19 protein-coding genes are annotated in these 22,225 nt (G+C 69.8%); 9 read left to right on the top strand and 10 right to left on the bottom strand.

From position 1 onward, the window contains the following. Positions 1 to 166: 166 nt before the first annotated feature. The 3 genes from ACH4SI_RS00645 to ACH4SI_RS00635 all read right to left on the bottom strand — a co-directional run bounded on the left by ACH4SI_RS00645 (position 167) and on the right by ACH4SI_RS00635 (position 2,974). Complete coding sequence (locus ACH4SI_RS00645) at positions 167 to 1,636, bottom strand: sensor histidine kinase (RefSeq protein ID WP_398291008.1); 1,470 nt, start codon at positions 1,634 to 1,636, stop codon at positions 167 to 169. Next, the gene (locus ACH4SI_RS00640; RefSeq protein WP_398291006.1) at positions 1,633 to 2,379 is read right to left on the bottom strand and encodes a response regulator transcription factor; all 747 of its coding nucleotides are present in this window, start codon (positions 2,377 to 2,379) and stop codon (positions 1,633 to 1,635) included. The genes ACH4SI_RS00645 and ACH4SI_RS00640 overlap by 4 nt, the downstream gene beginning before the upstream one ends. A gap of 175 nt (positions 2,380 to 2,554) precedes the next feature. Further along, entirely contained in the window at positions 2,555 to 2,974 is a 420-nt protein-coding gene (locus tag ACH4SI_RS00635) for a PepSY domain-containing protein (protein WP_398291004.1), read from the bottom strand. Positions 2,975 to 3,480: 506 nt separating this feature from the next. Here ACH4SI_RS00635 and ACH4SI_RS00630 point away from each other — a divergent pair. From ACH4SI_RS00630 to ACH4SI_RS00600, 7 genes are all read left to right on the top strand, one after another. Next, positions 3,481 to 5,073, top strand: a complete 1,593-nt coding sequence (locus ACH4SI_RS00630; protein WP_398291002.1) for an IucA/IucC family protein — start codon at positions 3,481 to 3,483, stop codon at positions 5,071 to 5,073. A 56-nt stretch (positions 5,074 to 5,129) separates the two neighbouring features. Beyond that, entirely contained in the window at positions 5,130 to 6,848 is a 1,719-nt protein-coding gene (locus tag ACH4SI_RS00625) for an IucA/IucC family protein (RefSeq protein ID WP_398291000.1), read from the top strand. After that, a complete protein-coding gene (locus tag ACH4SI_RS00620; protein ID WP_398290998.1) occupies positions 6,845 to 8,041 on the top strand; it encodes a type III PLP-dependent enzyme in 1,197 nt (398 codons plus the stop codon). The genes ACH4SI_RS00625 and ACH4SI_RS00620 overlap by 4 nt, the downstream gene beginning before the upstream one ends. 6 nt (positions 8,042 to 8,047) lie before the next feature. Beyond that, the gene (locus tag ACH4SI_RS00615) at positions 8,048 to 9,466 is read left to right on the top strand and encodes an MFS transporter (RefSeq protein WP_398290996.1); all 1,419 of its coding nucleotides are present in this window, start codon (positions 8,048 to 8,050) and stop codon (positions 9,464 to 9,466) included. A gap of 130 nt (positions 9,467 to 9,596) precedes the next feature. Beyond that, positions 9,597 to 10,004 carry a hypothetical protein gene (locus ACH4SI_RS00610; RefSeq protein ID WP_398290994.1) on the top strand — a complete coding sequence of 136 codons (408 nt, stop codon included), beginning with the start codon at positions 9,597 to 9,599 and terminating at the stop codon, positions 10,002 to 10,004. Between the two features lie 158 nt (positions 10,005 to 10,162). Beyond that, positions 10,163 to 10,570 carry a hypothetical protein gene (locus tag ACH4SI_RS00605; protein ID WP_398290992.1) on the top strand — a complete coding sequence of 136 codons (408 nt, stop codon included), beginning with the start codon at positions 10,163 to 10,165 and terminating at the stop codon, positions 10,568 to 10,570. Between the two features lie 9 nt (positions 10,571 to 10,579). Further along, on the top strand, positions 10,580 to 10,798 hold the full coding sequence (locus tag ACH4SI_RS00600; RefSeq protein WP_398290990.1) for a helix-turn-helix transcriptional regulator: 219 nt from the start codon (positions 10,580 to 10,582) through the stop codon (positions 10,796 to 10,798). 44 nt (positions 10,799 to 10,842) lie between these two features. Here the strand turns inward: ACH4SI_RS00600 and ACH4SI_RS00595 are convergent, their stop codons facing one another. From ACH4SI_RS00595 to ACH4SI_RS00575, 5 genes are all read right to left on the bottom strand, one after another. After that, complete coding sequence (locus ACH4SI_RS00595; protein ID WP_398290988.1) at positions 10,843 to 11,469, bottom strand: DUF6192 family protein; 627 nt, start codon at positions 11,467 to 11,469, stop codon at positions 10,843 to 10,845. A 652-nt stretch (positions 11,470 to 12,121) separates the two neighbouring features. Next, positions 12,122 to 12,847, bottom strand: coding sequence for an SDR family NAD(P)-dependent oxidoreductase (locus ACH4SI_RS00590; protein ID WP_398290986.1), 726 nt, complete (start codon positions 12,845 to 12,847; stop codon positions 12,122 to 12,124). Between the two features lie 62 nt (positions 12,848 to 12,909). Further along, positions 12,910 to 13,935 carry an NADP-dependent oxidoreductase gene (locus ACH4SI_RS00585; RefSeq protein WP_398290984.1) on the bottom strand — a complete coding sequence of 342 codons (1,026 nt, stop codon included), beginning with the start codon at positions 13,933 to 13,935 and terminating at the stop codon, positions 12,910 to 12,912. 74 nt (positions 13,936 to 14,009) lie between these two features. Further along, positions 14,010 to 14,444, bottom strand: a complete 435-nt coding sequence (locus tag ACH4SI_RS00580; protein WP_398290982.1) for a hypothetical protein — start codon at positions 14,442 to 14,444, stop codon at positions 14,010 to 14,012. Positions 14,445 to 14,578: 134 nt separating this feature from the next. Beyond that, complete coding sequence (locus ACH4SI_RS00575) at positions 14,579 to 16,213, bottom strand: GMC family oxidoreductase (protein WP_398290980.1); 1,635 nt, start codon at positions 16,211 to 16,213, stop codon at positions 14,579 to 14,581. Between the two features lie 536 nt (positions 16,214 to 16,749). On the opposite strand from ACH4SI_RS00575, the gene ACH4SI_RS00570 reads away from it, so the two are divergent. Then, entirely contained in the window at positions 16,750 to 16,986 is a 237-nt protein-coding gene (locus tag ACH4SI_RS00570) for an FAD-dependent oxidoreductase (RefSeq protein ID WP_398290977.1), read from the top strand. Between the two features lie 29 nt (positions 16,987 to 17,015). Here ACH4SI_RS00570 and ACH4SI_RS00565 read toward each other — a convergent pair whose 3' ends face one another. Further along, positions 17,016 to 17,966 (bottom strand): helix-turn-helix transcriptional regulator, encoded by a 951-nt coding sequence (locus ACH4SI_RS00565; RefSeq protein ID WP_398290975.1) that lies wholly within the window; start codon positions 17,964 to 17,966, stop codon positions 17,016 to 17,018. Positions 17,967 to 18,029: 63 nt separating this feature from the next. Here ACH4SI_RS00565 and ACH4SI_RS00560 point away from each other — a divergent pair, with 63 nt between their 5' ends. Next, entirely contained in the window at positions 18,030 to 20,264 is a 2,235-nt protein-coding gene (locus ACH4SI_RS00560) for an ATP-binding cassette domain-containing protein (RefSeq protein ID WP_398290973.1), read from the top strand. A gap of 724 nt (positions 20,265 to 20,988) precedes the next feature. Here ACH4SI_RS00560 and ACH4SI_RS00555 read toward each other — a convergent pair. Then, the gene (locus ACH4SI_RS00555) at positions 20,989 to 21,804 is read right to left on the bottom strand and encodes an SDR family NAD(P)-dependent oxidoreductase (protein ID WP_398290971.1); all 816 of its coding nucleotides are present in this window, start codon (positions 21,802 to 21,804) and stop codon (positions 20,989 to 20,991) included. Positions 21,805 to 22,225: the final 421 nt, after the last annotated feature.

Raw genomic sequence — 22,225 nt, 5'->3', positions numbered from 1 at the left:
GTCGTCGGGTGCTCGTAGGCCGAGGCTGCGGTGGGCCCGTCCCGCATTGCAGTGCTCGGCATACTGGTCGGGGACCGTACGCGGGTGTCGTTCGCCGGTGATGCCACTCACTGGCCGCTCACCACGTCAGAGGTCGGCGCGCTTGGGGACCGTGGCCCCGAAGTCTTCAGCCCGTCCGCGCGGGTGGTCTGGCTCCGTGCCGGGCGCGGGTGGCGGAGCGTGGGCGGCGGGCGGATGGTGGGCGGTGGGGGTCGGCGGGTTTGAGGCGGACGGTGGCGTCGAGGCCACCACCGGGGGCGGTGTCCAGAGTGACGTCGCCGCCGCCGGCGCGGGTGAGCTGCTGGACTATGGGCAGGCCCAGTCCGGTGCCGTCGTGGTAGGCGTCGGTGGCGCGCCAGAAGCGGTCGAAGGCGCGTTGGCGTTCGCTCTCGCTCATGCCGGGGCCCTGGTCGATCACGTGCAGTGCGACGTGCGCCGAGGCGCGGGGGTCCTCGCCCGCCGCGACCTTCGCGAGGGTGATGACGGATCCCGGGGGTGAGATCCGTAGTGCGTTGGAGAGCAGGTTGTCGATGATCTGTTCCAGCGCGCCGGGGATCGCCCACACCAGGCCGACGCTGGGGCCGGAGACGCCGATGTCGACGAGGTTTTCGGCGGCGAAGGCGGTCCAGATGGCCGCCCGGTCGGCGACTACGGTGTCGAGGTCGGCGGGCTCGGGGGTGGTGGCCGAGTTCTCCAGCCGGGCGAGGGCGAGCAGTCCCTGCACCATGCGGTTGAGGCGTTCCACTTCGCTGACGGCTTCGTCGAGGCTGCCCTGGGCGCGGGGGTCGAGGTAGGGCTCGAAGTTCTCCAGTCGCAGGCGCAGGGAGGTCAGCGGGGTCTTCAGCTGGTGGGAGGCTTCGGAGGCGAAGGCCTGTTGGGCGTGGAGCAGATGCTGGAGGCGGGCGGCGGTGTGGGTGAAGGAGGTGGCGAGTCGGCGCAGTTCGGGTGGGCCGAGGTCGGTGGCGGGGGGATCTTCGAGGGTGCCGTCCGCGAGCTGGGTGGTGGCGCGTTCCAGGGCCCGGACCGGGCGGGTGATCCAGCGGGCGAGACCGAAGGCGATCAACGTGACAGCTGCCAGTACACCGATGCCGACGGCGGCCAGCACCAGCCAGGCGTCACGGGTCTTCTCGGTCAGCCCGCCCAGGGGGTAGGTGACGCGTACGACGCAGCGGACGGTGGTGCCGGAGCTGCCCGGCATGGTGGCGACGAACGTTTCGCCGCCCAGGACCGCGTCCTGCCGGGTGCCTGTGGTGGATCGGTTGCGCAAGGCGGTGGCGATGTCGGGCTCGGCGGAGAGGTCCGTGCCCGTGGCGACGGTGTTGCGGGAGTCCGTCAGCACCCTCCCGACGCGGTCGGTGACGATCACGTGGCTGCCGGTGCGGCGGGCGAAACCGGCCGCCACCCGCGGCACGTCGGCGTCTGCCTTCTCCTCGACCTTCTCCTCCAGGACCTCGGCGAGCATCACCGCGCCCTGCTGGCCGGTGCCCGCGAACCTCGACATCTCCCCGCGGGCGTACACGTAGCCGAACGGCACTTCGAGGCAGAGCAGGACCAGCAGTATGAGGCTGAGGTAGCTCAGGAGAAGGCGGCGCGTCATGGGGCGCTTCCCTGGTGCTCGGCGGTGCTGGAACCGGACGCTTCCGGGGGCGGGGTGAGGCGGTAGCCGATGCCGCGGATGTTCTCGATCCAGGAAGAGTTGCCCAGTTTGCGGCGCAGCGCGGCGACATGGACATCGAGGGTTTTGGTGGGGCCGAAGTAGTTGGGCTCCCATACGGTGTCGAGGATCTGCTGGCGGGAGCAGACGGCGCCGGGGTCCTGGGCGAGGTAGGCCAGCAGGTCGAACTCCTTGGGCGCCAGGGCGACCGGTGCCTGGTGGAGGGTCACTTGGCGGGCTCGGCGGTCGACGGTCAGCGGGCCCAGGTCCTGGGCCTCGCCCGTCCCGGGGGCGTCCGCGGCACCTGGTGCTTCCGGGTCGGCTTCGAGGGCGGTGGGCCGGGCGCGTCGGGTGACGGCTCGGATGCGGGCGACCAGCTCTCTCACGCCGAAGGGCTTTGAGAGGTAGTCGTCCGCGCCGAGTTCGAGGCCGAGGACTCGGTCGACTTCGTCGCTCCTGGCGGTGATCATGATGATGGGGACGTGGGAGCGGAGTCTGATGGCCCGGCAGACGTCGATGCCGTCCATGTCGGGCAGCCCCAGGTCCAGCAGCACCATTTCCGATGGGTCGGCGGCCAGGCCGTCGGCGCCGGTACGGGCGTGGTCCACGGTGAACCCGAAACGGTTCAGCCCTTCCACCACCGGTCCGGCCACTCGGTCGTCGTCCTCGATGAGCAAGACATGCATGTCGACAGGTTCACAGACTTCAGGTCTTCCTGGTGGCGAAATCACCGGAACCTCTCACGAGTCGATATCAGCCATACGGAGGCTTTTCCAGGGCACGGCAGGGCACGGCAGGGCGGGGCCGTCGCCCGGATCAGCCTTGGCTGTCGGCCGACGGCCCGCGAGATTTCCCGGGCGCTCAGCCCTCGTTTTCCTCGGTGCCCTCCTCCTTGGTCTTGACGACCTTGAAGCTCTTGTCGAGATAGACCTCTATCTCCGTACCGTCGGACTTCTTCACCTCGACCGCGTAGAGGCCGGGGTTCTCCTGGTCCTCCTCCGACTTCAGGACCGTGCCGGGGTGCGCGGCAACGGCCGCCTTCTCGGCCTTTTCCTTGATGGCGCCGGTCAGCGGCGGCTCCTTCTTCTCGCCGGCTTCGTCGCCGCCGGCTTCGCCACCGGCCGCGCCACCCTCGGCGGCCGCGCCACCCTCGGCCGGGGCGGAGGCAGTGGCCGCCGTGTCCTTCGCGTCATCCTTGGAGTCCGAGCCACTGCAGGCGGCGAGCGAGAACATCAGGACGACGGCGGGGACAGCGGCAAGCGCACGGATCTTGGCGTTCATCAGGTCCTCCAGGGGAAGGTATGCGGTCGTTGCCGATCGGCGAGTTGACCGCCGCAGTGCGGTGTCTGCTGATGCCAAAACCTTAGAACCGGGTGTTACAGCGCATATCCAGCGTTGTGACAGCGTGGAGTAAGGGCTTTGATAAGAATCTCCAGCGCCTACCGACGGGTTCGTTTACTCGTCCAACGGGCGGCGGACGGTCGACAGGGGCGTCAGCAGCCCTGACCCAGCCCGGCGCCGGTGCACCGGCCTTCCGTCCCCGTCGGCACAACGGCGAAAACGCTTGATGGTTCTTGCTTCGCCGCTGTGTGTGCGCTGGGACGGCGCTTACCCCGCCTCCCGTAGCGTCGATGACAGCACGGGAAACCTTCGGGGTGCGTATGCGGCTCGTGAAAGGCAAGAGGCCCCTCACCGGAATTCCCCGGTCTTTACCGGCGCATGCACGACGTCGGCCACAACGGTTTCTCCGGCTCCCTCCCTATCTCCTCTGCTCGGACGGTGCACCCATGCCGAAAGCAACGATCGACGAACTACGCCGGATCCGCCCTGACCTGATCCAGCCGTTCACCGTTCACCTACCGGGCGCGCGGGCGACGGTGCTCGGCCGACTATGGGGAGCCTTCTCCCGCGAACCCATTCCGGGTATCACCGACCGGCGGCACGAGGCGGAAAACCTGGTCATCACCCTGGAGAACGGAACCCGGCTCACCGCCCCGTCATCCGTCGCCGACCGGTTCGCCACCGTGCCCGAGAACTTCGCCGTGACCGGTCCCGAGGGGCCGATCACCGAACCGGCCCCTCTCCTCCGGGCGCTGGGGCGACACTCCGCATCCGTGGAGCGGCTGGCCGCCGAACTCGACAACAGCGTGGTCAACCTCGCCCTCGCCCGCGCCGCGAACGCCGACACCACCACGCGGGCCATCCGGGACTCCGCCGACGCCGAGCAGGCCGTGGTCGACGGCCATCCGCAGCACCCGTGCTGCCGTACCCGCACCGGTCTGTCCGTCGCCGACGTGCTCGCCTACGCGCCCGAACACCACCCGACGGTCGAGCTGGCCCTGCTCGCGGTCCCCGCGCACCGCTGGCAGGGCACCGGGGACTGGCCGCAGGAGCTGCGCGATGGCGACACGTTCCTGATGCCGCTCCACCCCTGGCAGCGCGACCATATCGCCGCTCATCACACCGACCTGACGGTGAGGGAGGACCGTACGATCGCGGCCCGACCGCTGCTGTCCATGCGTACCCTCGCGCCGCAGGACGCCTTGCCTGGCTGTCACATCAAGACGGCCCTGGACGTGCAGGTCACCAACTACCGGCGCACCATCTCCCCGGCCGAGGTCGCCGACGGCCCGCCGCTGTCCGAGCTGGTCTCCGCGGTCGTGGACAAGACCGGCTACGGCGAGAGCCTGCGCGTGCTGCGCGAACTCGGCGGCGGCACCGTACGGGTGAAGGGCGAGCCGTCGTCGAGCCTGGCCGCGATGGTCCGTGAGTCAAGCGAACGCCACCTCGGGCCCGGAGAGATCGCCGTACCGCTCACCGCCGTACACGCCACCGGGGCCACCGTCGTGGCGGGGGACCCGGTGCGCTGGCTGGCGGACTTCGCAGGTCTCGTCCTTCCCCCGGCCCTCACGCTGCTGTCCATGGGCGTGGCGCTGGAGGCCCATGGCCAGAACACCCTCGTCGCCCTGCGGGACGGGCGGCCCGTACGGGTGCTCTACCGCGACCTGGACGGGGTGCGGATCCACCCCGGCAGGCTGAACGCACACGGTTTCACCCTGCCCCCGCTGGCCGGCAGCCGCGCCGGAGACGACGAGAACGCCCTGTGCACGAAGCTGTTCGGCGGCTTGCTCAGCGGGGTCTTCAGCGAACTGGTCGAGGTCCTGTCCCGCACCCGCGGCGCCGACCCCGAGGAGCTGTGGGCGGCGGTGGCCGCCGTAGGACGCCGAGTGTACGGCGAGCTGCCCGACAGCGCCGGCGATGCAGCGGTGTTCTTCGGCGCCACGCTGCCGCTGAAGGCGACGATCGCCATGCGGCTGGCCGACAACCCCGGCACGGCGCGGTGGATCCCCGTCCCCAACCCGATGGCCCGCCACCGCTGACCCCCGTGATCCCCGAACGCCCCCTCGCCCCCACGCACGCACTGGAGCCGCACCACATGCCCGCCCCCAGTACCACCACCTCCGCCGCGCCGACCGGCAGTCATGCCCTGGCCGCGGACGAGGTCACCGCGCACACCCTGCTCAACTGCCTCATCCGCGAGGTGTCCGCTCCCGAACGCCAGGTCACGGTCGCCGAGGACACCCTGCTGCTGCGGCTGCCCCGCCGCGACATCCTGTTGCGTGTCCCGTTGCGCCGCGTCTCGCTGATCGGAGCGCACCGGTTCACCGGTCCGGTCCAGCGGTACGACGGCGCCACCTGGACCACCGTGAGCTGGCGGGAGCTGGCCGGGTACATCCAGGACGAGCTGGAGCTGCGCACCGGCATCGCCAACGAGGAGTTCCTGGCCCAGGTCACCGACAGCCGCGAGACCATCCGCACCGTGCTGGAGCAGCGCGCCGGCCGGACCCCGTCGGCGGACCTGTACCTGGAGTCGGAACAGTCCCTGGTCCACGGCCACCGCTTCCACCCCACGCCCAAGGCCCGCACCGGCGCGCCGGAGGACTGGCTGGAGTACGGCCCGGAGACCGGCACCCGTTTCCCGCTGCGCCACCTGGCCGTCCGCCGCCACCTCGTACGCGAAGAAGGCGATCTGCGGCAGCTGGACGCGCTGCACCAGCCGTCGGACCGCCCCGGCTTCGTCACCCTTCCCGTGCACCCCTGGCAGTACCGGATGCTGAGCGGCCACCCCGGGCTGCGTGCGGCGATCGCCGCCGGGGACATCGTCGACACCGGCATCACCGGCCCCCACTTCGCGCCCACCGCATCCGTGCGCACCCTGTACCAGCCCGAGGCCGACACGTTCCTGAAGTTCAGCCTGAACGTACGCCTGACCAACTGCGTGCGCAAGAACGCCGACTACGAGCTGTCCGGTGCCGTCGCCCTCAACCACCTGCTGGGGCCGCTCTTCCACCGGATCGGCGACGACCATCCGGGGTGCGCGCTGCTCGCCGAGCCCGGCTACCGCACCCTCGCCCTCGGCGACGACACCGACCTGCTGGAGGGCTTCGGCGTCATCGTACGGAACGGCTTGCGCGGCCACCTCGGGCCCGGCGTGACCCCGCTGCTCGCCGCCGCCGTCGCGGACGAACACCCCACCAGCGCCGCCCACGTCTCCCACCTGCTCGCCCGCGGCGACGGCGACGCCCTCGCCTGGTGGGACGCCTACCTCGGCCTGCTGCTCCCGCCCGTGCTGACCGCCTACTTCACCCACGGCGTCGTCCTGGAACCGCACCTGCAGAACGTCGTCGTCGGTGTCCGCGACGACGGCACCCCGGCCCAGATGCTCTTCCGCGACCTCGAAGGCACCAAGCTCCTTCCCGACCACCACCGCGACGCGCTCGCCGCCCTGCCCGAGAACGTCCGCGGCCCGCTCACCTACGACGCAGAACAGGGCTGGAACCGCGTCGCCTACTGCCTGCTGGTCAACCACACCGCCGAGGTCCTCGCCGCCCTCGCCGACACCGACCCCACCCTGGAACCCGCCCTGTGGGGGCTGGTCCACGACCACCTCGAAACGTACGCGCGCTCCGCGGGCGACCCGCCACGGCTGCGCGCCCTGCTCTCGGGCGTACCGCTGCCCGCCAAGGCCAACCTCCTGCTGCGCTGGTCCCGCCAGGCGGACCGGCACGCCGGCTACGTCCCCCTGCCCAGCCCGCTCGGCGCCGACTTCCCTCGCAAGGCGACCGGCGACGCACCTGCGGAGGTGACCCGATGAGGGACGAAGTCGAGCGCCACATCGACGGTCTGGCCGACGAGGATCTGCCCGCCTACGTCTACGATCTCCACGCCTTGCACGAACACACCCGCGCCCTCCGCGCCGCCCTGCCCGAGCGCGTGGAACTGCTGTACGCGGCCAAGGCCAACTCCGACCCCGAGCTGCTGAGCGCGCTGAGCGAACACGTCGACGGCTTCGAAGTCGCCTCCGGCGGAGAACTGCACCACATCCGCGGACACTTCCCCGGCACACCGATCGCGTTCGGCGGCCCCGGCAAGACACCCCGTGAACTCGCGGGGGCCCTCGACGCGGGTGTGGAACGCCTGCACGTCGAAAGCGAACAGGAGCTGCGCCTGCTCACCACCCTGCTGGGGGACCGCACCGTGGACATCCTGCTGCGCGTCAACCTGCCCCTCGCCCTCGGCCCGGTGGCGCTCGCCATGGGAGGACAGCCCAGCCCCTTCGGCCTGGACCCGGCCGACCTCGACAGGTGCCTGGCGATCATCGCCGCCGACCGCCGGATCCGGCTGCGCGGCGTCCATGTCCACCTCGCCAGCGGCCTGGACGCCACCGCCCACCTCGCTCTGGCCGACGACGTCCTGGCCTGGGCCCGCGACTGGGCACACGCCCATCGCCTCGCATTGAGCGAGGTCAACATCGGTGGCGGCATGGGCGTCGACTACGCCCGCACGGAGCAGAAGTTCGACTGGCCGGCCTTCGGCGCCGGGCTGCAGCGGCTCCTGGCCCGCCACCCCGGGTTGACCGTGCGGATCGAACCCGGTCGCTCGGTCACCGTCTACTGCGGCTGGTACGTCACCCAGGTCCTCGACCTCAAGCGCAGCCACGGCCAGGCGTTCGCCGTCCTGCGCGGCGGAACCCACCACCTGCGCACCCCCGCCACCAAGCAGCACAACCAGCCGTTCCGGATCCTCCCCGTCGATGCGTGGAACCGGGCCTGGGACCGGCCGGAGGCTCACGACGAGCCCGTCACCCTGGTCGGACAGCTGTGCACCCCCAAGGACGTCCTGGCACACCGCGTCCCGGTGGAACGCCTGCGCACCGGTGACCGGATCGCGTTCGCCATGGCCGGCGCCTACGCATGGAACATCTCTCATCAGCGGTTCCTCATGCACCCCGCCCCGGCCTTCCACCACCTGGACCACGCGCCCGTACCCGCCGCCTCCCACCCGTAGACGACCATGACCGACCGCCAACTCCGCGGCAGCGACAGGGTGCGGACCCTGCGCAAGGCCCTTGCCACCCCCGACCGGGGCGGCAAGCACCGACGTGTCCGCAAGGGCGGCAAGCGCCGGGCCCCGAGCGAGGCCATCGCCACGCTCGGGGCCCGCAACTTCCGCCGCTATCTGGCCGGACAGCTCATCTCCAATGTCGGCACCTGGATGCAGCGTGCGGCTCAGGACCTCCTGGTCCTCCAGCTCACCGGAAACAGCGGCGGCGCGGTGGGCATCCTGACCGCGCTGCAGTTCCTGCCCCAGACCCTCTTCGGACTCTCCGGCGGCGTCATCGCCGACCGCTTCGCCAAACGCCGCCTCCTGCTGATCACACAGGCCTCCATGGGCCTGCAGTCACTGCTCCTGGGCGTCCTGACCGTCACGGGAGCGGTGAACGTGGGCAGCGTGTACGCACTGGCCTTCATCCTGGGCACGGCGACCGCCCTGGACTCCCCGGCCCGCAACGCCTTCGTCTCCGAACTGGTCGCCAAAGAACACCTCCCCAACGCGGTCAGCCTGAACTCCGCCCAGTTCAACGTCGCCCGCATCCTCGGCCCCGCCGTGGCGGGCCTGGCCGTCGCCGCCGCCGGAACCGGACCGGTGTTCCTGGCCAACGCCGCCTCCTACCTCGCCGTGCTCTACGGGCTGATCACCATCCGCCCCGACGAACTGCACGCCCCCCGCCAGTCCACACGCGGCAACGCCCGCTTGATCGACGCCTTCCGCGCCATCAGAGCCACCCCCGACCTGCTGCTGCCGATCACTGTCGTCGCCTTCGTCGGCACCTTCGGGCTGAACTTCCAGGTCACCATCTCCCTGGTCGCCATCACCGTCTTCAACTCCGGTGCCGCCGCCTACGGTTACCTGTCCGCCGCCTACGCCGTGGGCAGCCTGATCGGCGCGCTCCAGGGCGCGGGCCGACGCAGACCACCCACCGCCCACCGCCTGGTGATGTCCACCGTCGTCTTCGGCCTCCTGGAAGCAGCCGTCGGACTCATGCCCGACTACGCCACCTTCCTGGCCCTCCTCATCCCCACCGGCCTCGCCTCGGTGACCGTGACGACCACCGCCAACGCCATGACCCAACTCCACGCCGACCCCGCCCTCCGGGGCCGCATCCTGTCCGTCTACCTCCTCGTCCTCCTCGGCGGAACACCCCTCGGGGCGCCCCTGGTCGGCCTGGTCTCCGACACCCTCGGCGCCCGCTACAGCCTCATCCTCGGCGGCGCCGTCTCCGCGCTGTCCGCCGTCGTCGCCGCCGCTGTGATCAACGCACGGGCCCGCCGAGCACGACCCACCGAGCAACACCACGCCCCCGACGAACTCATCAGCGAGACCAGCCCCCTCCTCACCAAGGAGCCCCCCATCGGGCGGACCGCAGCGTGAGAGGAGCCTCGGGAAAGTCCCCTCACCGAGCCCCAGGGGAGATGTATCCGGAACACACCCCGCAGGGGGGACCCGGGAACGCTGCCGGCCTTGGCGAAGCTGCGCGCCGTCGAATGAAGCGGAGCATCGCATGTGGTGGGACATACTGATCGCGTTCGGTGTGGGCCTGCTCGCCGCGTGGCTGATCCTGCTGATCGCCCTGGTGCTGATCCGCCCCAAGGGAGCCCTGCTCACCGAGGAGGTCCGGCTGCTGCCGAACCTGGTGCGGCTCCTGCGCCGCCTGGCCGCCGACTGTAACCTCCCCCACGGGGTGCGGGTGCGGCTCAGTCTCCTGATGGGCGTCATCGTCCTCGCCATCGCCTCGATCGTGGTGTTCGGCGTCCTCCATCTGGCACCCGGCGACCCGGGGGTCCTCGCGGCGGGACCGGACGCGTCACCGGAGACCGTCGCCGCGGTACGCGGACAGTTCGGCCTGGACGCCTCACTGCCGCACCAGTACCTGTCCTGGCTCGGCGGCATCCTGAGTGCCTGTTCCTGAACCTGGGCGCCGAGGGTTGGACGGCTGGTTCAACCGTGACCCGGTCACTGGGAGGAGTCGGGATCCTCCGGGTCTGGGCCGGGGTTGCTGTGTAATGTGCCCCTTCCATCGAGTCAAGTTTGCTTGACTCGATGGAAGGGACACATTACATTCATCGCATGACAGACCAGGTGCAGCAGGACCAGATGACGCGTGCGGCCCGCCGTGCTGTGCTCGTCGACGGCATACCCGTGTCCACGTTGGGCGTGATAGCCCTCGCGCTGGGCAGTACCCCCGACCCGAGCACCGGCCAGAAGGCCTGGTGGATCGCGACCACCGCCGTCTTCACCCTCGCAATCGTCTGGGTGCTGTGGCGGGCATTCCGGCGCGCGGACGAATACCTGCGCAGGATTCAGTTGGAGAGCATGGCCATCGCGTTCGCCGCAGTCCTCGTAGGACTGCAAGTGGCAACCCTGCTCGATGCCGCTGGCATCATCCAGCTGCACCAGGTAGCAGAGGGGATCCTCCTCGGCGGCGTGGGTCTCTGGCTGACGATCGCGGACCTGCGCACCCGCCTGCACCGGTGACGGCGCATCGTGAAGAATCGACTACGCGAACTGCGTGCAGCTCGCCGGTGGAGCCAGGCCGACCTGGCCGACCGGTGCCACGTCTCCCGGCAGGCCATCAACGCCATCGAAACCGAGCGATACGACCCCAGCCTGCCTCTGGCGTTCACTATCGCCGACGTCTTCGGACTGACCATCGAGGAAATCTTCCATCCTGACCGGACGGAAACGACGGACAACCCGGCCTGACATTGATCCCTAATGCGGCATGTCAAGCCGCGTGGGGCCGCTCATCAAACGGCTATCAGGCCAAGGACCGTCGCAGGCCAGGTCTTTACGCGGACCTTCTCCTCCGGCTTGACCTGCGCGACCACCGCAGGGCGCCGCAGCAGGTCTCCCGTCACCGTCGCCGCGACCTGTTCGTCCTGGGCGAGCGTGTGGATGGCGCTGACCTTCTCCTGCGGGGTTACCGGCTTGGTGACCTGCCGTCCGGTCCGGCGCTTGGCCTCGTCCGGCGTCCACCGGGAGGTGCGCTGGGGCGGGTTGAGGATCGTCTCGAAGCGCTCCTGGTCGTCGTTGATGGACGCAAAGATCTTGTGGACCGTGAACGAGACCTCCGCCACCCGGCGCTCCTTCGGCCACTTCGACGCGGTCCACCGGGCGTCCTTCACCGACGAGTACGACACCCCGATGTCCTCGGCCAGACGGAACAGCGAGTCCTTGACCGTGAACAGCTCCTCGCTGCGCTCCTGGCCGCCGTGCTCGCGCATCGGCCCGACTTCCAGCGCGTAGTCGCCGATCGTGAACTGGATCCGGCTGGCCGTCTGCACCAGCTCGCGCAGCTCGGCCACGATCTGCGCGTACCGGCTCGCGCTGACTCTGCCGACCTTGTCCCCGGCTATCTCGATCTCTTCGGACATGGTTCTCACCACCAACCCGCGGGCCGGGCACGGCCGTTGACCGTGACGAGACACGGACCGCCTCTCGAACCCCGAGAGTCAGACCAAAAATCCTATGATCACAACGAACGGCCGGAAGGGACCGAAATCTGACAGAACGAGCGATTCAGATGCGTTCGCGCTGCGGTCACCGTGACCGTTCGCCGAACACTTCCTTCCGAGCCCTCCAGGCCCTCGTCACACACCGCCGCGAGCAGTAGACGGCGTCCGACCGCCTGTCCACCCCCACCACCCAACTCACCCCGCAGACCGGGCACTCCGCCCTGCCCTCGTCGCTGAGTTCCGCCACCACCCGCTTGCGCAGCCGACGGGCCCGACGCCACTGCCTGGAACGACATGCCGCCGAGCAGTACACGGCGCCGGGTCGCGCGTCCGGCCGCAACCGTTCACCACGGCCACCGCACACCCGCCCCTCGGCCCGCCCCGCGTCCTCGGACACCACGCCAGCGTAGAGCCCGCGGCTGCCCACCAAGCCGGATTAGGAACAGGCACTGACGGGCGACCTCGGCGACTCCTATGTGCGCCGGCTCCCGCCGGCCCGAATTGTGGACAGGATCGCGAAGGACCGAGCGCTACGCGGTCCCAAACGGGCCCGCCCGCCACCGCGTCCTTCTCACCGCGCGGTGTATCCGCCGTCCGCGTAGACCTCCGAGCCGGTCATGAAGGTGGAATCGTCGCTGACCAGGAATGCGACGACGGCTGCGATCTCCTCCCCACGGCCCAGCCTTCCGATCGGAGTGCCGGCCAGCATGGCTTCGTGGCGGGCCGTGCCCTCGTACCTCTCGAGCAACTGCCGGGTCCCGATGAAGCCAGGGTGCAGGGAGTTGACGCGAACTCCGGAGTCCGCCCAATGCAGCGCCGCGTTCTTGGTGAGCGTGCGAACGGCCCCCTTCGCCGCGTGATAGGCCGCGCTGTTCCCCATGCCGCCCACCGTGCCGAGGATCGAGGACACGTTGACGATCGACCCGCCTCCCGAAGAGGCGATGAGCGGGCCGAGGTGCTTCATACCGAGCCACACTCCGGTGGAACCGATCGACATGACCGCCTCCCAGCGCTCGATCGTCTCGTCCTCGACCGTGGCGATGCTGCCGATGGCAGCGTTGTTGACCAGCCCGTGCAGCCGTCCGTACTCACCCCGGATAAAGCTCGCCACGTCGATCCACTGGGACTCCTCGGCCACGTCGAGCCGCGCCGTCACATGCCGTCCCGGCGTGCCGTCCAATTCGGCGGCGAGGGCGCTGCACGCCTGCTCGTCGAGGTCGGTGAGCACCAGGTGGGCGCCCTCCTCCGCGAGTCTGACGGCCGCGGCCGTGCCCAGTCCCCCGGTAGCGCCGGTCACACACACGACCTTCTCCCTGATGCGGTCATCCACCGTTGGCACAGCACACCTCGATCATCGAGTCAGCCGAGGCTGACGAGCGTCTTTCCGGTCGTTCGGCCGGCGATCATCTCCGTCAGCGCGTGCGGAGCCGACTCCAGGCCCGCGAAAACGGTCTCGCGATAATCCAGCTCGCCGCGCTTGAGCCACCCAGTCATCCGGCGTCGCATCTGCGTCATGAGATGCAGGTTGCTGCTCCCGCGGAAGCCACGAAGGGTCAGGTCCTTGGACACCGCGAGGAAGAGGTTCCGCGGCCCGGCCGAGCCGGATTCGTACTCCGAGATCGAGCCACACATCGCTACGCGCCCGCCCCTCCTCAGATGCGACAGCGCGGCCTCAAGGTGGGCCCCTCCGACGGAGTCGAAATAGACGTCGATTCCGTCGGGCGCGATGTCGCCCAGCCGGGCCTCGAGGTTCCCCACCCGGTAGTTGAAGGCGTCGACACCCAAGCGGTCGCGGAGCCATTCGACCTTGTCGTCGGTGCCCGCGCTGGCCACTACCTGGTTGCCCATGAGCCGTGCGATCTGCACGGCCAGGCTGCCCACCGCCCCCGCGGCAGCGGAGACCCAGACCGTTTCCCCACCTCGTAGCGCGTCAACGACGTGCAGACCGGCATAGGCCGTCAAACCCATACCGCCCAGCGGGCCGAGATACCACTGCGGCTCGCATTCCTCGACGTCCAGGCGTGTCAGGGTGCCGAGTCCGCCGAGCTGCTCGGCCCCCGCGTCCACGACGGCGTACTCGCGCCAGCCCTGGGCGTGCCACACGGCATCACCCGGGGCGAAGCCCTCGGCCCGGGATTCCACCACCTCCCCCACGGTCATGATGCCGTCCATGGCTCGGCCGAGTGGGAAGGCGGCGAAATAGCCGGAGGGCGCGTCGGGACGTAGCCGCAGCCGCAGGCCGGGGTCCACCGATGTCCACGTGTTGCGTACGAGCACCTGTCCCGGCCCGGGCCGGGACACAGGGACCTCGACCACCTCGAAGTCGTCCGGGCTGACGCTGCCGACCGGATACGTCCTGACCCGGATCTCCCGTCCAGTGTTCATCAACATCGCTCCGGAATTCACGACCTTCTCACTGTCATCGTTGGCGCGCGGAGGAGGACCACATTGAACCAATATCAGTTCGATTTGGCGAGCGCAATGGTCAAGCGCATCCGTGCGGCATACGGTGTCGAACAGCGGTGGCGATTCTGACGGCGGCCTCCCCACCCCTCGGCGATCGCGTGCGCCACACGTCGCGGAACCACGGCGTCGCCAACCGTCAGCACCAGGGGGGCGGTGCAGTCCGGGGCGCCGCGCGGGCGGCGCTCCCCCACCACGACGACCCGGTCCGCGGGCACGGTGGCGATCCGTCCGGAGGTGCGGTGAGCGACGGTGACGCCCTCGGGGCCGATGCCACTCGCCGTGGTCAGCGGCAGGATTTCACGCTCACAGGTGCCCGACCGCTCCCGCAGCGGACGCACCGCCTCCGGGCGATGGGTCCCCTGCCGCGGCGCGGACTCCGGCGCCACCGTCGTACCGCCGCAGACCAGCAGCGCCGCGCCACCGGCCACCAGACGGCCCCAGTACTAGGCGTCGCCGCCGACCGGCAGCCCGTCCCGTACGAAACCGCCGGCGTGGGCCGTGGCGACCAGCCGGTTCCACAGCGTCGACGCCATGGGCCCTCCGGCATCGGTCATGATCGTGGCTATGCCGGGGTGACGGCGCTCTCGCTTGCGAGGGGGCCGGCGAGGCGTCCGCGGATGAGGTCCGACAGCCGCTCCGCGGCGGCGATGGTCGGCAGGTTCGTGTTGGCCCGCGGCACCTCCGGGAACACGGAGGCGTCGGCAACCCAGAGCCCGTCGACGCCGAGGACGCGGCCGGATGGATCGACCACCGCACACGGGTCGTCGGGCGCGCCCATGCGGCAGGTTCCGCAGATGTGGCCGGTGTCGCCGACGGTCTCCATCAGCCAGCGGTCGATCGTCGCGTCGTCGGACAGCGTGTCGAGGCCCCGGCCGGCGACGTCGATGGCGATGTGTTCGAAGGCGGTGTCGAACGGTCCGCTGCGCAGCAACTCCACGCAGTGCTTGACGCCGTCACGCATCCGGACGAGGTCCGCGGGGTGGCTCAGCAGATCCTGGTCCATCACGGGATGCGCGTCGGGGTCCGCGGAGGCCAGGCGCAGCACGCCGCGCGAGAACTGCTGGTTCGCCCACAGACAGAGCAGGCCAGGGCCGCCCGCGGCGTGGCCGCCGCCTGCGCCACCCCAGGTTCCGCCGGTGCCGTCCGCGACGAGATGGGAGTCGCCGGGGTTCGGCAGCGCGAGCGTCTGGTTGATCGAGGTGATCATCATGTCGTTCTCACCCGCTCCCGCCAGTCCCGAGGAGTAGCGCAGACAGCAGTTGGCATGCCGGGCGTTGATGTCGGGCTCCTCTCCGGGCCGCGCGTACAGCCAGAACAGCGCCAGGGGATGTTCCTGCATCCCCTCACCGACCGGGAGCGCCGCCACCGGGCCGTCCGGCCCGATGCCGGACCGCAGCAGGATCGCCGGAGAGTGCACCGCTCCGGCGCACAGGACGACGTTCTGGGCACGGACTTCCGTCCAGTCGTCCCCCCGGCGCAGCCGCACCCCAACGGCCCTGCCGCCCTCGATGAGCACCGTGTCCACCGTCGCCCAGCCGAACACCCGCAGATTGGGGCGCTGTCGGGCCGGCTCGAGGTATCCGTCGTTGGTCGTGACCCGCGCACCGTCGCGGGAGCTGATGGCGTACGGCGAGACGCCGGTACCCGTCGGCCCGTTGTGGTCGTCGCACCAGGCGTGGCCACGTCCCAGCGCGGCCTCGGCGAGCGCGTGGTCGGCGGGGCCCCAGGCCTCGCGGCCGAGCCGCTGGACCGGTATGGGTCCGTGTTCGCCGTGGTGAGGGCGATCGCCGAAGTCCGCGTCGCTCTCCATGCGCCGCAGGTACGGCACCATGTCCGCGTACGACCAGCCGGGACAGCCGTACGCCGCCCACCGGTCGTAGTCGTCCGGCATGGCCCGTAAGGCGATCATGCCGTTGACCGACGACGAACCGCCGAGGCCCCGTCCGCGCACGTGCGGCCGCGGCGCCTGGGCGCGGCTGCGCCGTGACGTAAGACCTGGCCACTGGAACTCCGCGCAGGCCGTCTCGTCCAACGCTCGCCAGCCGTTCATACTGCGCAACTGCGGCGGGGCGTCAGCGGACCGCCAGTCGCGCCCGGCCTCCAGCAGCACGACCTCGCTGGCCGGATCCTCGCTCAGACGCGCCGCCAGCACGCTCCCGGCGCTGCCGCCACCGACGACCACCCAGTCGGCTTCCACTGTCGGCGTCAGGGTGCCCCACCTCCATCCACACGCTGGACAGCGTCGCCTCGTCGGGCGAGGCGACGGTCTCACTATTGACGTCGCGGCCGAAGAGCGGCCGTCGTAGATGCCTCGCTGCGGGCTCTCGTCCCACGGCGACCCTCACGCCGGATCGCACGCGAAAGACGGAGATTGAACTAACTTCAATTCTGCGGCGAGCGTACTGCCCCGACCGGAAGAGCGGCAAGGCTCGTGCCGGACATTGGCATGGCACCTCGACCGCGCAGGCGTTCCGTCACCGGAGCCGACGGTGACGGCCCGATCAGCGGGCAGATGCTTCTTCGGCGCCGCTGCCGCTTTCTGCTGTGTCTGTGAGTTCACTGTCACGACCACCCCCATGGGGAATGAGAGGACAGGCCCTGTCACCGCCAACCCTGTCCAGTACGTCCCGTCCTCCGCGCGCAGCCGCCCTCCAGGCAGGGGGATCTCCCGTGACCGCCGCGTGCAGTTCCTCGTACGCCGCTTTGATCGCTTCCCTAAGCCCTACCCGATCCATGGAACCTCCTCGACCGCACGACTTTGCGGACATCCCCTGGGACAACGAGCGGTACGTAGGGGGCGCGTACGTGCTCCCGGAGCTGGGCCACCACACGTTGATGGAGCACGCACGGCGCCCGGAGGGACGGATCCACTTCGCCGGCGAGCACAGCTCCTACGAACCCAATCGCGGGTTCATGAACTACGCGCTGGAGTCCGCCATCCGGGTTGTCCTCGAACTGTCGGGCTCGTGATGTCGCGCGCCGCCGGGACCGCGGGCCGGTCACGCACGGCCGAGGCGGGCGCCGAACCGCCGCAACACCTCACGGAACTCCGCGGGCTCCTCGACGCGGAAGTCGGCGTCGAGGAAGGCGAGACGCGGCAGGAGCCACTGCCAGGAGTCGAGCATGAGGACGGCCTGGGTCCCGCCTCCGGCGGCCACCGTGAGGTCGATGTCCTCATGCGCGAACGCGTCCGCCACCTCCGTCATCGGGGCGTCGATCGTCACCACCACACGCTGCCGGTTTCTGTTGATGCCCTGGCGGAGGTATTCGACGCCGGTCCCCGCGGGCAGCACGCGCGGTGCGAACGTCCTGCTCTGTTCCTGGAGTTCACTGACGCGGTCGATGCGGAACACGCGCCAGTCCTCCTTGTCGGTGTCCCATCCCAGCAGGTACCACCTCAGGAGCAGGTGGATCTGGCGATAGGGCTCGACCCTGCGCGAGGTGGCCGTCCCGTTCGCGCCGACGTACTGGAACGTCACGATGCGCTCGTGCGCGATCGCTTCGGCGAGCGTGCTCATCGTCTCCGCGCTGATGCTCGGCGTCGGCGTCGGCGTCGTCTCCAGGCTGGTGCGCAGCGCGGCCACGCGGGGGCGGAGCCGTTGGGGCAGGTACTGATCGACCTTGCCGTAGGCGCGGATCGCCGCGTCGTCGACGCTGCCCTCGCGCGCATTGCCGGTCGCACCGAGGGCGGCCAGGCCCAGGAGGGTCGCGATGGCCTCGTCGTCGTCGAGCAGCAGCGGGGGCATGGTCCGCCCGGCCGTGAGCCGGTAGTAGCCGCCCGGGCCCGGCTGCGTCTCGACCGGGTATCCGTAGCCGCGGAGCCGATTGATGTCGCGCCGCAGGGTGCGCGGGGGGACGTCCAGCCGGGCCGCCAGCTCCTCACCCGTGAACGTCTTGCCCGATTGCAGCACGCCCAGCAGAGCGAGGATGCGTTGCATGACGTCGGCCATGACCGCATCGTCGCAGACAGTCGCGGCCACTTTCCGTCCACATCTCGCGATACGGTCCGGAATATGTCCAACCGAGCGATCCGGATCAGGCGAGCCCGTACCCACAATCTGCAAGACCTCGACGTGGACGTGCCCCGCTCACAGGTCGTGGTCTTCGTCGGCGTGTCGGGCTCGGGCAAGTCGTCGCTGGTGTTCGACACGATCGCAGCGGAGGCGGGCTACCAGCTGCACGAGACGTTCCCGCCCTACATCCGCAACCGGCTGCCGAAGTGGACCCGCCCCGAGGTCGGCGAGATCGAGGGGCTCTCCCCGGTGGTGGTGATCGACCAGCGGCGCCTGGGCGGGAACGCCCGCTCCACGGTCGGCACGATCACAGACACCTGGACCTACCTCCGGCTGCTGTTCTCACGGGTGAGCACACCGCGCGTCGGCGAGTCCAGCCACTTCTCCTTCAACGACCCGGCCGGCAGGTGCCCCACCTGCTCGGGCATCGGCGAGGTCGTGGCCAGCGCCGTCGACCGTTTCATCGACCTGGACAGGTCGCTGGGCGAGGGCGCCGTCCTGCTGCCCGGGTTCGCCGTCGGCGGTTACTGGTACACGAACTTCGCCGACATCGGCGTCTTCGACGTCGACAAGCCGCTGCGCCGCTGGAGCCGGACCGAGCGGGACGCGCTGCTGTACGGCATCGGGGCCGCCGGGTCGCCGGCGAACCGGCTTCCCAAGGGCTACCAGGGCATCGTCGAGCGGTTCGAGCGCATCTACCTGCGCACCTCCGACGACATGAACGACCGCAAGAAGCAAGCCCTCGCCAAGTTCACCCGTTCCGAGGTGTGCCCGGACTGCTGCGGGGACCGTCTCAACAAGGCGAGCCGGGCGGCCAGGGTGCTCGACCACACCATCGGCGAGATGGCGCGGATGGAGGTCGATGAGCTCGCGGAGCTGGTGACGGGAGTGACCGACGCGACCGTGGCACCGGTGGTGGCCGCGCTGACGGAACGTCTCCAGGCGATGATCACCATCGGGCTCGGCTACCTCCACCTCGGCCGCGCCACCACGACGCTCTCGGGCGGCGAGTCCCAGCGGATCAAGACCGTCAAGCACCTGGGCAGCAGCCTCACCGAGATGCTCTACGTATTCGACGAACCCACCGTCGGCCTGCACCCTCACGACGTCTCCTCCATGACCGAGCTGCTCAAGCAGCTCAGGGACAAGGGCAACAGCGTCCTCGTGGTCGAGCACGACCCCGCCGTCATGGCCATCGCCGACCAGATCATCGAGGTCGGGCCCCTCGCGGGCGCGCACGGCGGGACGCTCGTCTACCAGGGCAGCTTCCATGGCCTCCGCACGGCCGGCACCGCCACAGCGGCGGCGCTGTCACGACGCCGGCCCATCAAGAACGATCCGCGGGCGCCGCGGGGACACATCACCGTGGCCGACGCCACGCGCAACAACCTCAAGAACGTGACCGTGGACATTCCGACGGGAGTGACAACCGTGCTCACCGGCGTGGCCGGCTCCGGGAAATCCAGTCTCGCGAGCGAACTCGTCGCCCAGCACGACGCGGTCGTGATCGACCAGAAGCAGGTCAGCACCAACCGCCGCTCGACCCCCATCACCTACACCGGGATCGCGACCCCCATCCGTAAGGTTTTCGCACGCCACAACCAGGTACCGGCCAGCCTGTTCAGTGCCAACTCCGAGGGCGGCTGCCCCGAGTGCAAGGGCCTCGGGATCGTCTCCACCGACCTGGCGTTCATGGAGGATCAGGAAACGGTCTGCGAGACCTGCCAGGGGCGCCGGTTCACGCCCGAGGTCCTGGAGTACCGGGTCGACGGGCTGTCCATCGCCGACATCGACGACCTCACGATCACCGACGCCATCGACAGGCTCTCCGATCGCACGGTCACGAAGGCGCTGCGCCACCTCGACGAGGTCGGCCTGGGCTACCTCCGACTCGGTCAGCCCCTCACGTCCCTCTCCGGAGGTGAATGCCAGCGAGTGAAGATCGCCAAGGAACTACGGGAATCCACCGGCCCGACCCTCTACATCCTCGACGAGCCCACTACCGGCCTACACCTACGCGACATCGACACTTTGCTGAGCCACCTCGACAGCCTGGTGGACCACGGTCACACCGTCGTGCTGATCGAGCACAACCTCGACGTCATCCGACAGGCCGACTGGATCATCGACCTCGGCCCCGGCCCCGGGAAGCACGGCGGGCAGATCCTCTATCAGGGGCCCGTCGCCGGCATCTCCTCCACGGCCACCGCCGAGGCGCTGCACGAAACCGTCTGATCCCGTCGCCATGGCACCGCCCGGGACCGCTGCACATCTCATTGCAGAACCTGAAGCCGATCCCGCGCACCGTGACGATCCTGCGGGTGCCGGTCATTCATCCACGCAGGTGAGCGCTTGATCAGAGGTCTTCGACTTTGGCCGACGCTCGTACCAGCGTCTTCAGTTGTGCAAGGCCCCGGCGGCATCCTGACCTGCCTCGCCGCGACCAACGCTGCGCTTGCCGAAAATGTCATCCGCCCTGGTGGGAGGGGGTGCGCGCGGTGCACCTGGCGCTCACCGCGTCATGATGATCGATCATGCTAGTGACCGGCTTACCTGGGCGTGAGAACGCGTTCGCGACGCTTCACCTGCTGCGATGTCCGGCCGGGACAAGTGCGCGGAGGTCCTCGCTGCGCCACAGGTCACGGATTTGGAACGTCAACTCGGCAAGGGCAAGGTCCGGTTCACGCCGAGCGATCGGGCGACGCATTCACGAATACACGCAGGTCGCATAGGGTGACACAGATTCCGGCACCCGCAAGGTCATGTCGCCTCCGTGAGGCCGCGACCCGAGCGCTCTGCAGGCCAATGGGATGCCACGTCGCCGGCAGTGAGATCCCCGGCGACGAGCACGGCTTCCGATGGGGCTCCGCTGAGGCCAGCCTCTTCCTGCGGGCCCCGGCCCCTGTCATGGGGTCAAGCCTGCCACGAGCCCTGTGGGACGGGCCTCTCCGGTCGTCCGCTACAGACGCGGGGTGCGCGCCTCGATCCGGTGGTCGAAGGCGGCACCGCCGACACCGACCGTGGTCACCCCGCCGTCGACGGCGAGGACGGCCCCGTTGGCGTAGGACGCGGCGGGCGACAGCAGCCAGTCGATCGCCTCGGCGACCTCCTCCGGCTCACCAGGCCGCCCGGCGGGAGTCAGCCGGTTTGCCTCCTCGTACGCCGCCTCGGCACCGCCTGCCAGCCCTGCCTCCGCCGCGAACCGCTCCATCCGCTGGTCGGCCATCTCCGTACGCACCCAGCCCGGGCACACCACGTTGGCCCGCAGCCCCTGCGGCCCGTAGTCGACGGCGAGGGAGCGGCAGAGGTGGAGCAAACCCGCCTTGGACGTCGCATAGGCGGCGTTGCCGACGCTGTTGCGGAGCGCGGCGGCCGAGGCGACCGCGACCACCGCACCGCGGGCCGCCAGCAGATGCGGCAGTGCGGCACGCAGCAGCAGGAACGGGCCGGTGAGGTTGGTTCGTATCAGCTCTTCCCAGTCCTCGACCGTGGTGTCGCCGATCGCGCCGCCCCGTCCAATTCCGGCGTTGAGCACCACACCGTCGAGTCTCCCGTAGGCCGTCACCGTCGTCTCGACGAGTTCACGCACGGCCTCGGGGTCGGTGGCGTCGGAAGGGTGGGCCAGCGCTCCGGTCTCCTCGGCCACCCGGCGCAGTGGCTCGGGCCGCCGCCCGGAGATCACCACCTGGTGTCCGGCGGTGCGCAGGAGCCGGGCGGTGGCGGCCCCGATTCCTGTTCCCCCGCCCGTCACCAGGACAACACGCTGTTCCGACATAGTCGTTCGCCTCCGAAGATCGACTTCCGGTTCCCCCGCACTGCGAGCATACGAAGCCACCCATAGACAGCTGGAGACGGGCGTCGCCAACTTGGCAGCCCCCTACCTGTACCGCTCACACGGCTACCAGCCCATTGAGGCCATACAGGCCCGGACGAAATCCCGCATTGAACCGCGCACTCCGCAAAACGCTGCAAGGATCCATCCGTGCTCTTGTGCTACCTCCCTCGGGATCAAGGTGGCCGCCGCCACCGTGTGGAACATCCTCAAGGAGCACGGCATGGACCCAGCACCGGAACCGATCATCGAACCCGACCAGCTCACCCATCTCCACGTCCATCGACGCGATCACCTCGACGGCCTTCTGCACGAGTACCGGCACGGGGCGTGACCAGCACGGACGCAGCTCTTGGCACCTACA

Origin of the sequence: Streptomyces sp. NPDC021212 (assembly GCF_044332925.1) — a bacterium.
Taxonomy (GTDB): Bacteria; Actinomycetota; Actinomycetes; order Streptomycetales; family Streptomycetaceae; genus Streptomyces.
Note: the sequence above shows the minus strand (reverse complement) of the source record. Positions and strands in the feature narration are given on the sequence as shown.

Excerpts from the sequence above, each read along its gene's own strand:
- ACH4SI_RS00585 (WP_398290984.1), bottom strand. The coding sequence starts at position 13,935 with ATGAACACTGGACGGGAGATCCGGGTCAGGACGTATCCGGTCGGCAGC.
- ACH4SI_RS00635 (WP_398291004.1), bottom strand. The coding sequence starts at position 2,974 with ATGAACGCCAAGATCCGTGCGCTTGCCGCTGTCCCCGCCGTCGTCCTG.
- ACH4SI_RS00560 (WP_398290973.1), top strand. The coding sequence starts at position 18,030 with ATGTCCAACCGAGCGATCCGGATCAGGCGAGCCCGTACCCACAATCTG.
- ACH4SI_RS00610 (WP_398290994.1), top strand. The coding sequence starts at position 9,597 with ATGTGGTGGGACATACTGATCGCGTTCGGTGTGGGCCTGCTCGCCGCG.
- ACH4SI_RS00615 (WP_398290996.1), top strand. The coding sequence starts at position 8,048 with ATGACCGACCGCCAACTCCGCGGCAGCGACAGGGTGCGGACCCTGCGC.
- ACH4SI_RS00645 (WP_398291008.1), bottom strand. The coding sequence starts at position 1,636 with ATGACGCGCCGCCTTCTCCTGAGCTACCTCAGCCTCATACTGCTGGTC.
- ACH4SI_RS00625 (WP_398291000.1), top strand. The coding sequence starts at position 5,130 with ATGCCCGCCCCCAGTACCACCACCTCCGCCGCGCCGACCGGCAGTCAT.
- ACH4SI_RS00640 (WP_398291006.1), bottom strand. The coding sequence starts at position 2,379 with ATGCATGTCTTGCTCATCGAGGACGACGACCGAGTGGCCGGACCGGTG.
- ACH4SI_RS00570 (WP_398290977.1), top strand. The coding sequence starts at position 16,750 with ATGGAACCTCCTCGACCGCACGACTTTGCGGACATCCCCTGGGACAAC.
- ACH4SI_RS00565 (WP_398290975.1), bottom strand. The coding sequence starts at position 17,966 with ATGGCCGACGTCATGCAACGCATCCTCGCTCTGCTGGGCGTGCTGCAA.
- ACH4SI_RS00555 (WP_398290971.1), bottom strand. The coding sequence starts at position 21,804 with ATGTCGGAACAGCGTGTTGTCCTGGTGACGGGCGGGGGAACAGGAATC.
- ACH4SI_RS00620 (WP_398290998.1), top strand. The coding sequence starts at position 6,845 with ATGAGGGACGAAGTCGAGCGCCACATCGACGGTCTGGCCGACGAGGAT.
- ACH4SI_RS00595 (WP_398290988.1), bottom strand. The coding sequence starts at position 11,469 with ATGTCCGAAGAGATCGAGATAGCCGGGGACAAGGTCGGCAGAGTCAGC.
- ACH4SI_RS00630 (WP_398291002.1), top strand. The coding sequence starts at position 3,481 with ATGCCGAAAGCAACGATCGACGAACTACGCCGGATCCGCCCTGACCTG.
- ACH4SI_RS00605 (WP_398290992.1), top strand. The coding sequence starts at position 10,163 with ATGACAGACCAGGTGCAGCAGGACCAGATGACGCGTGCGGCCCGCCGT.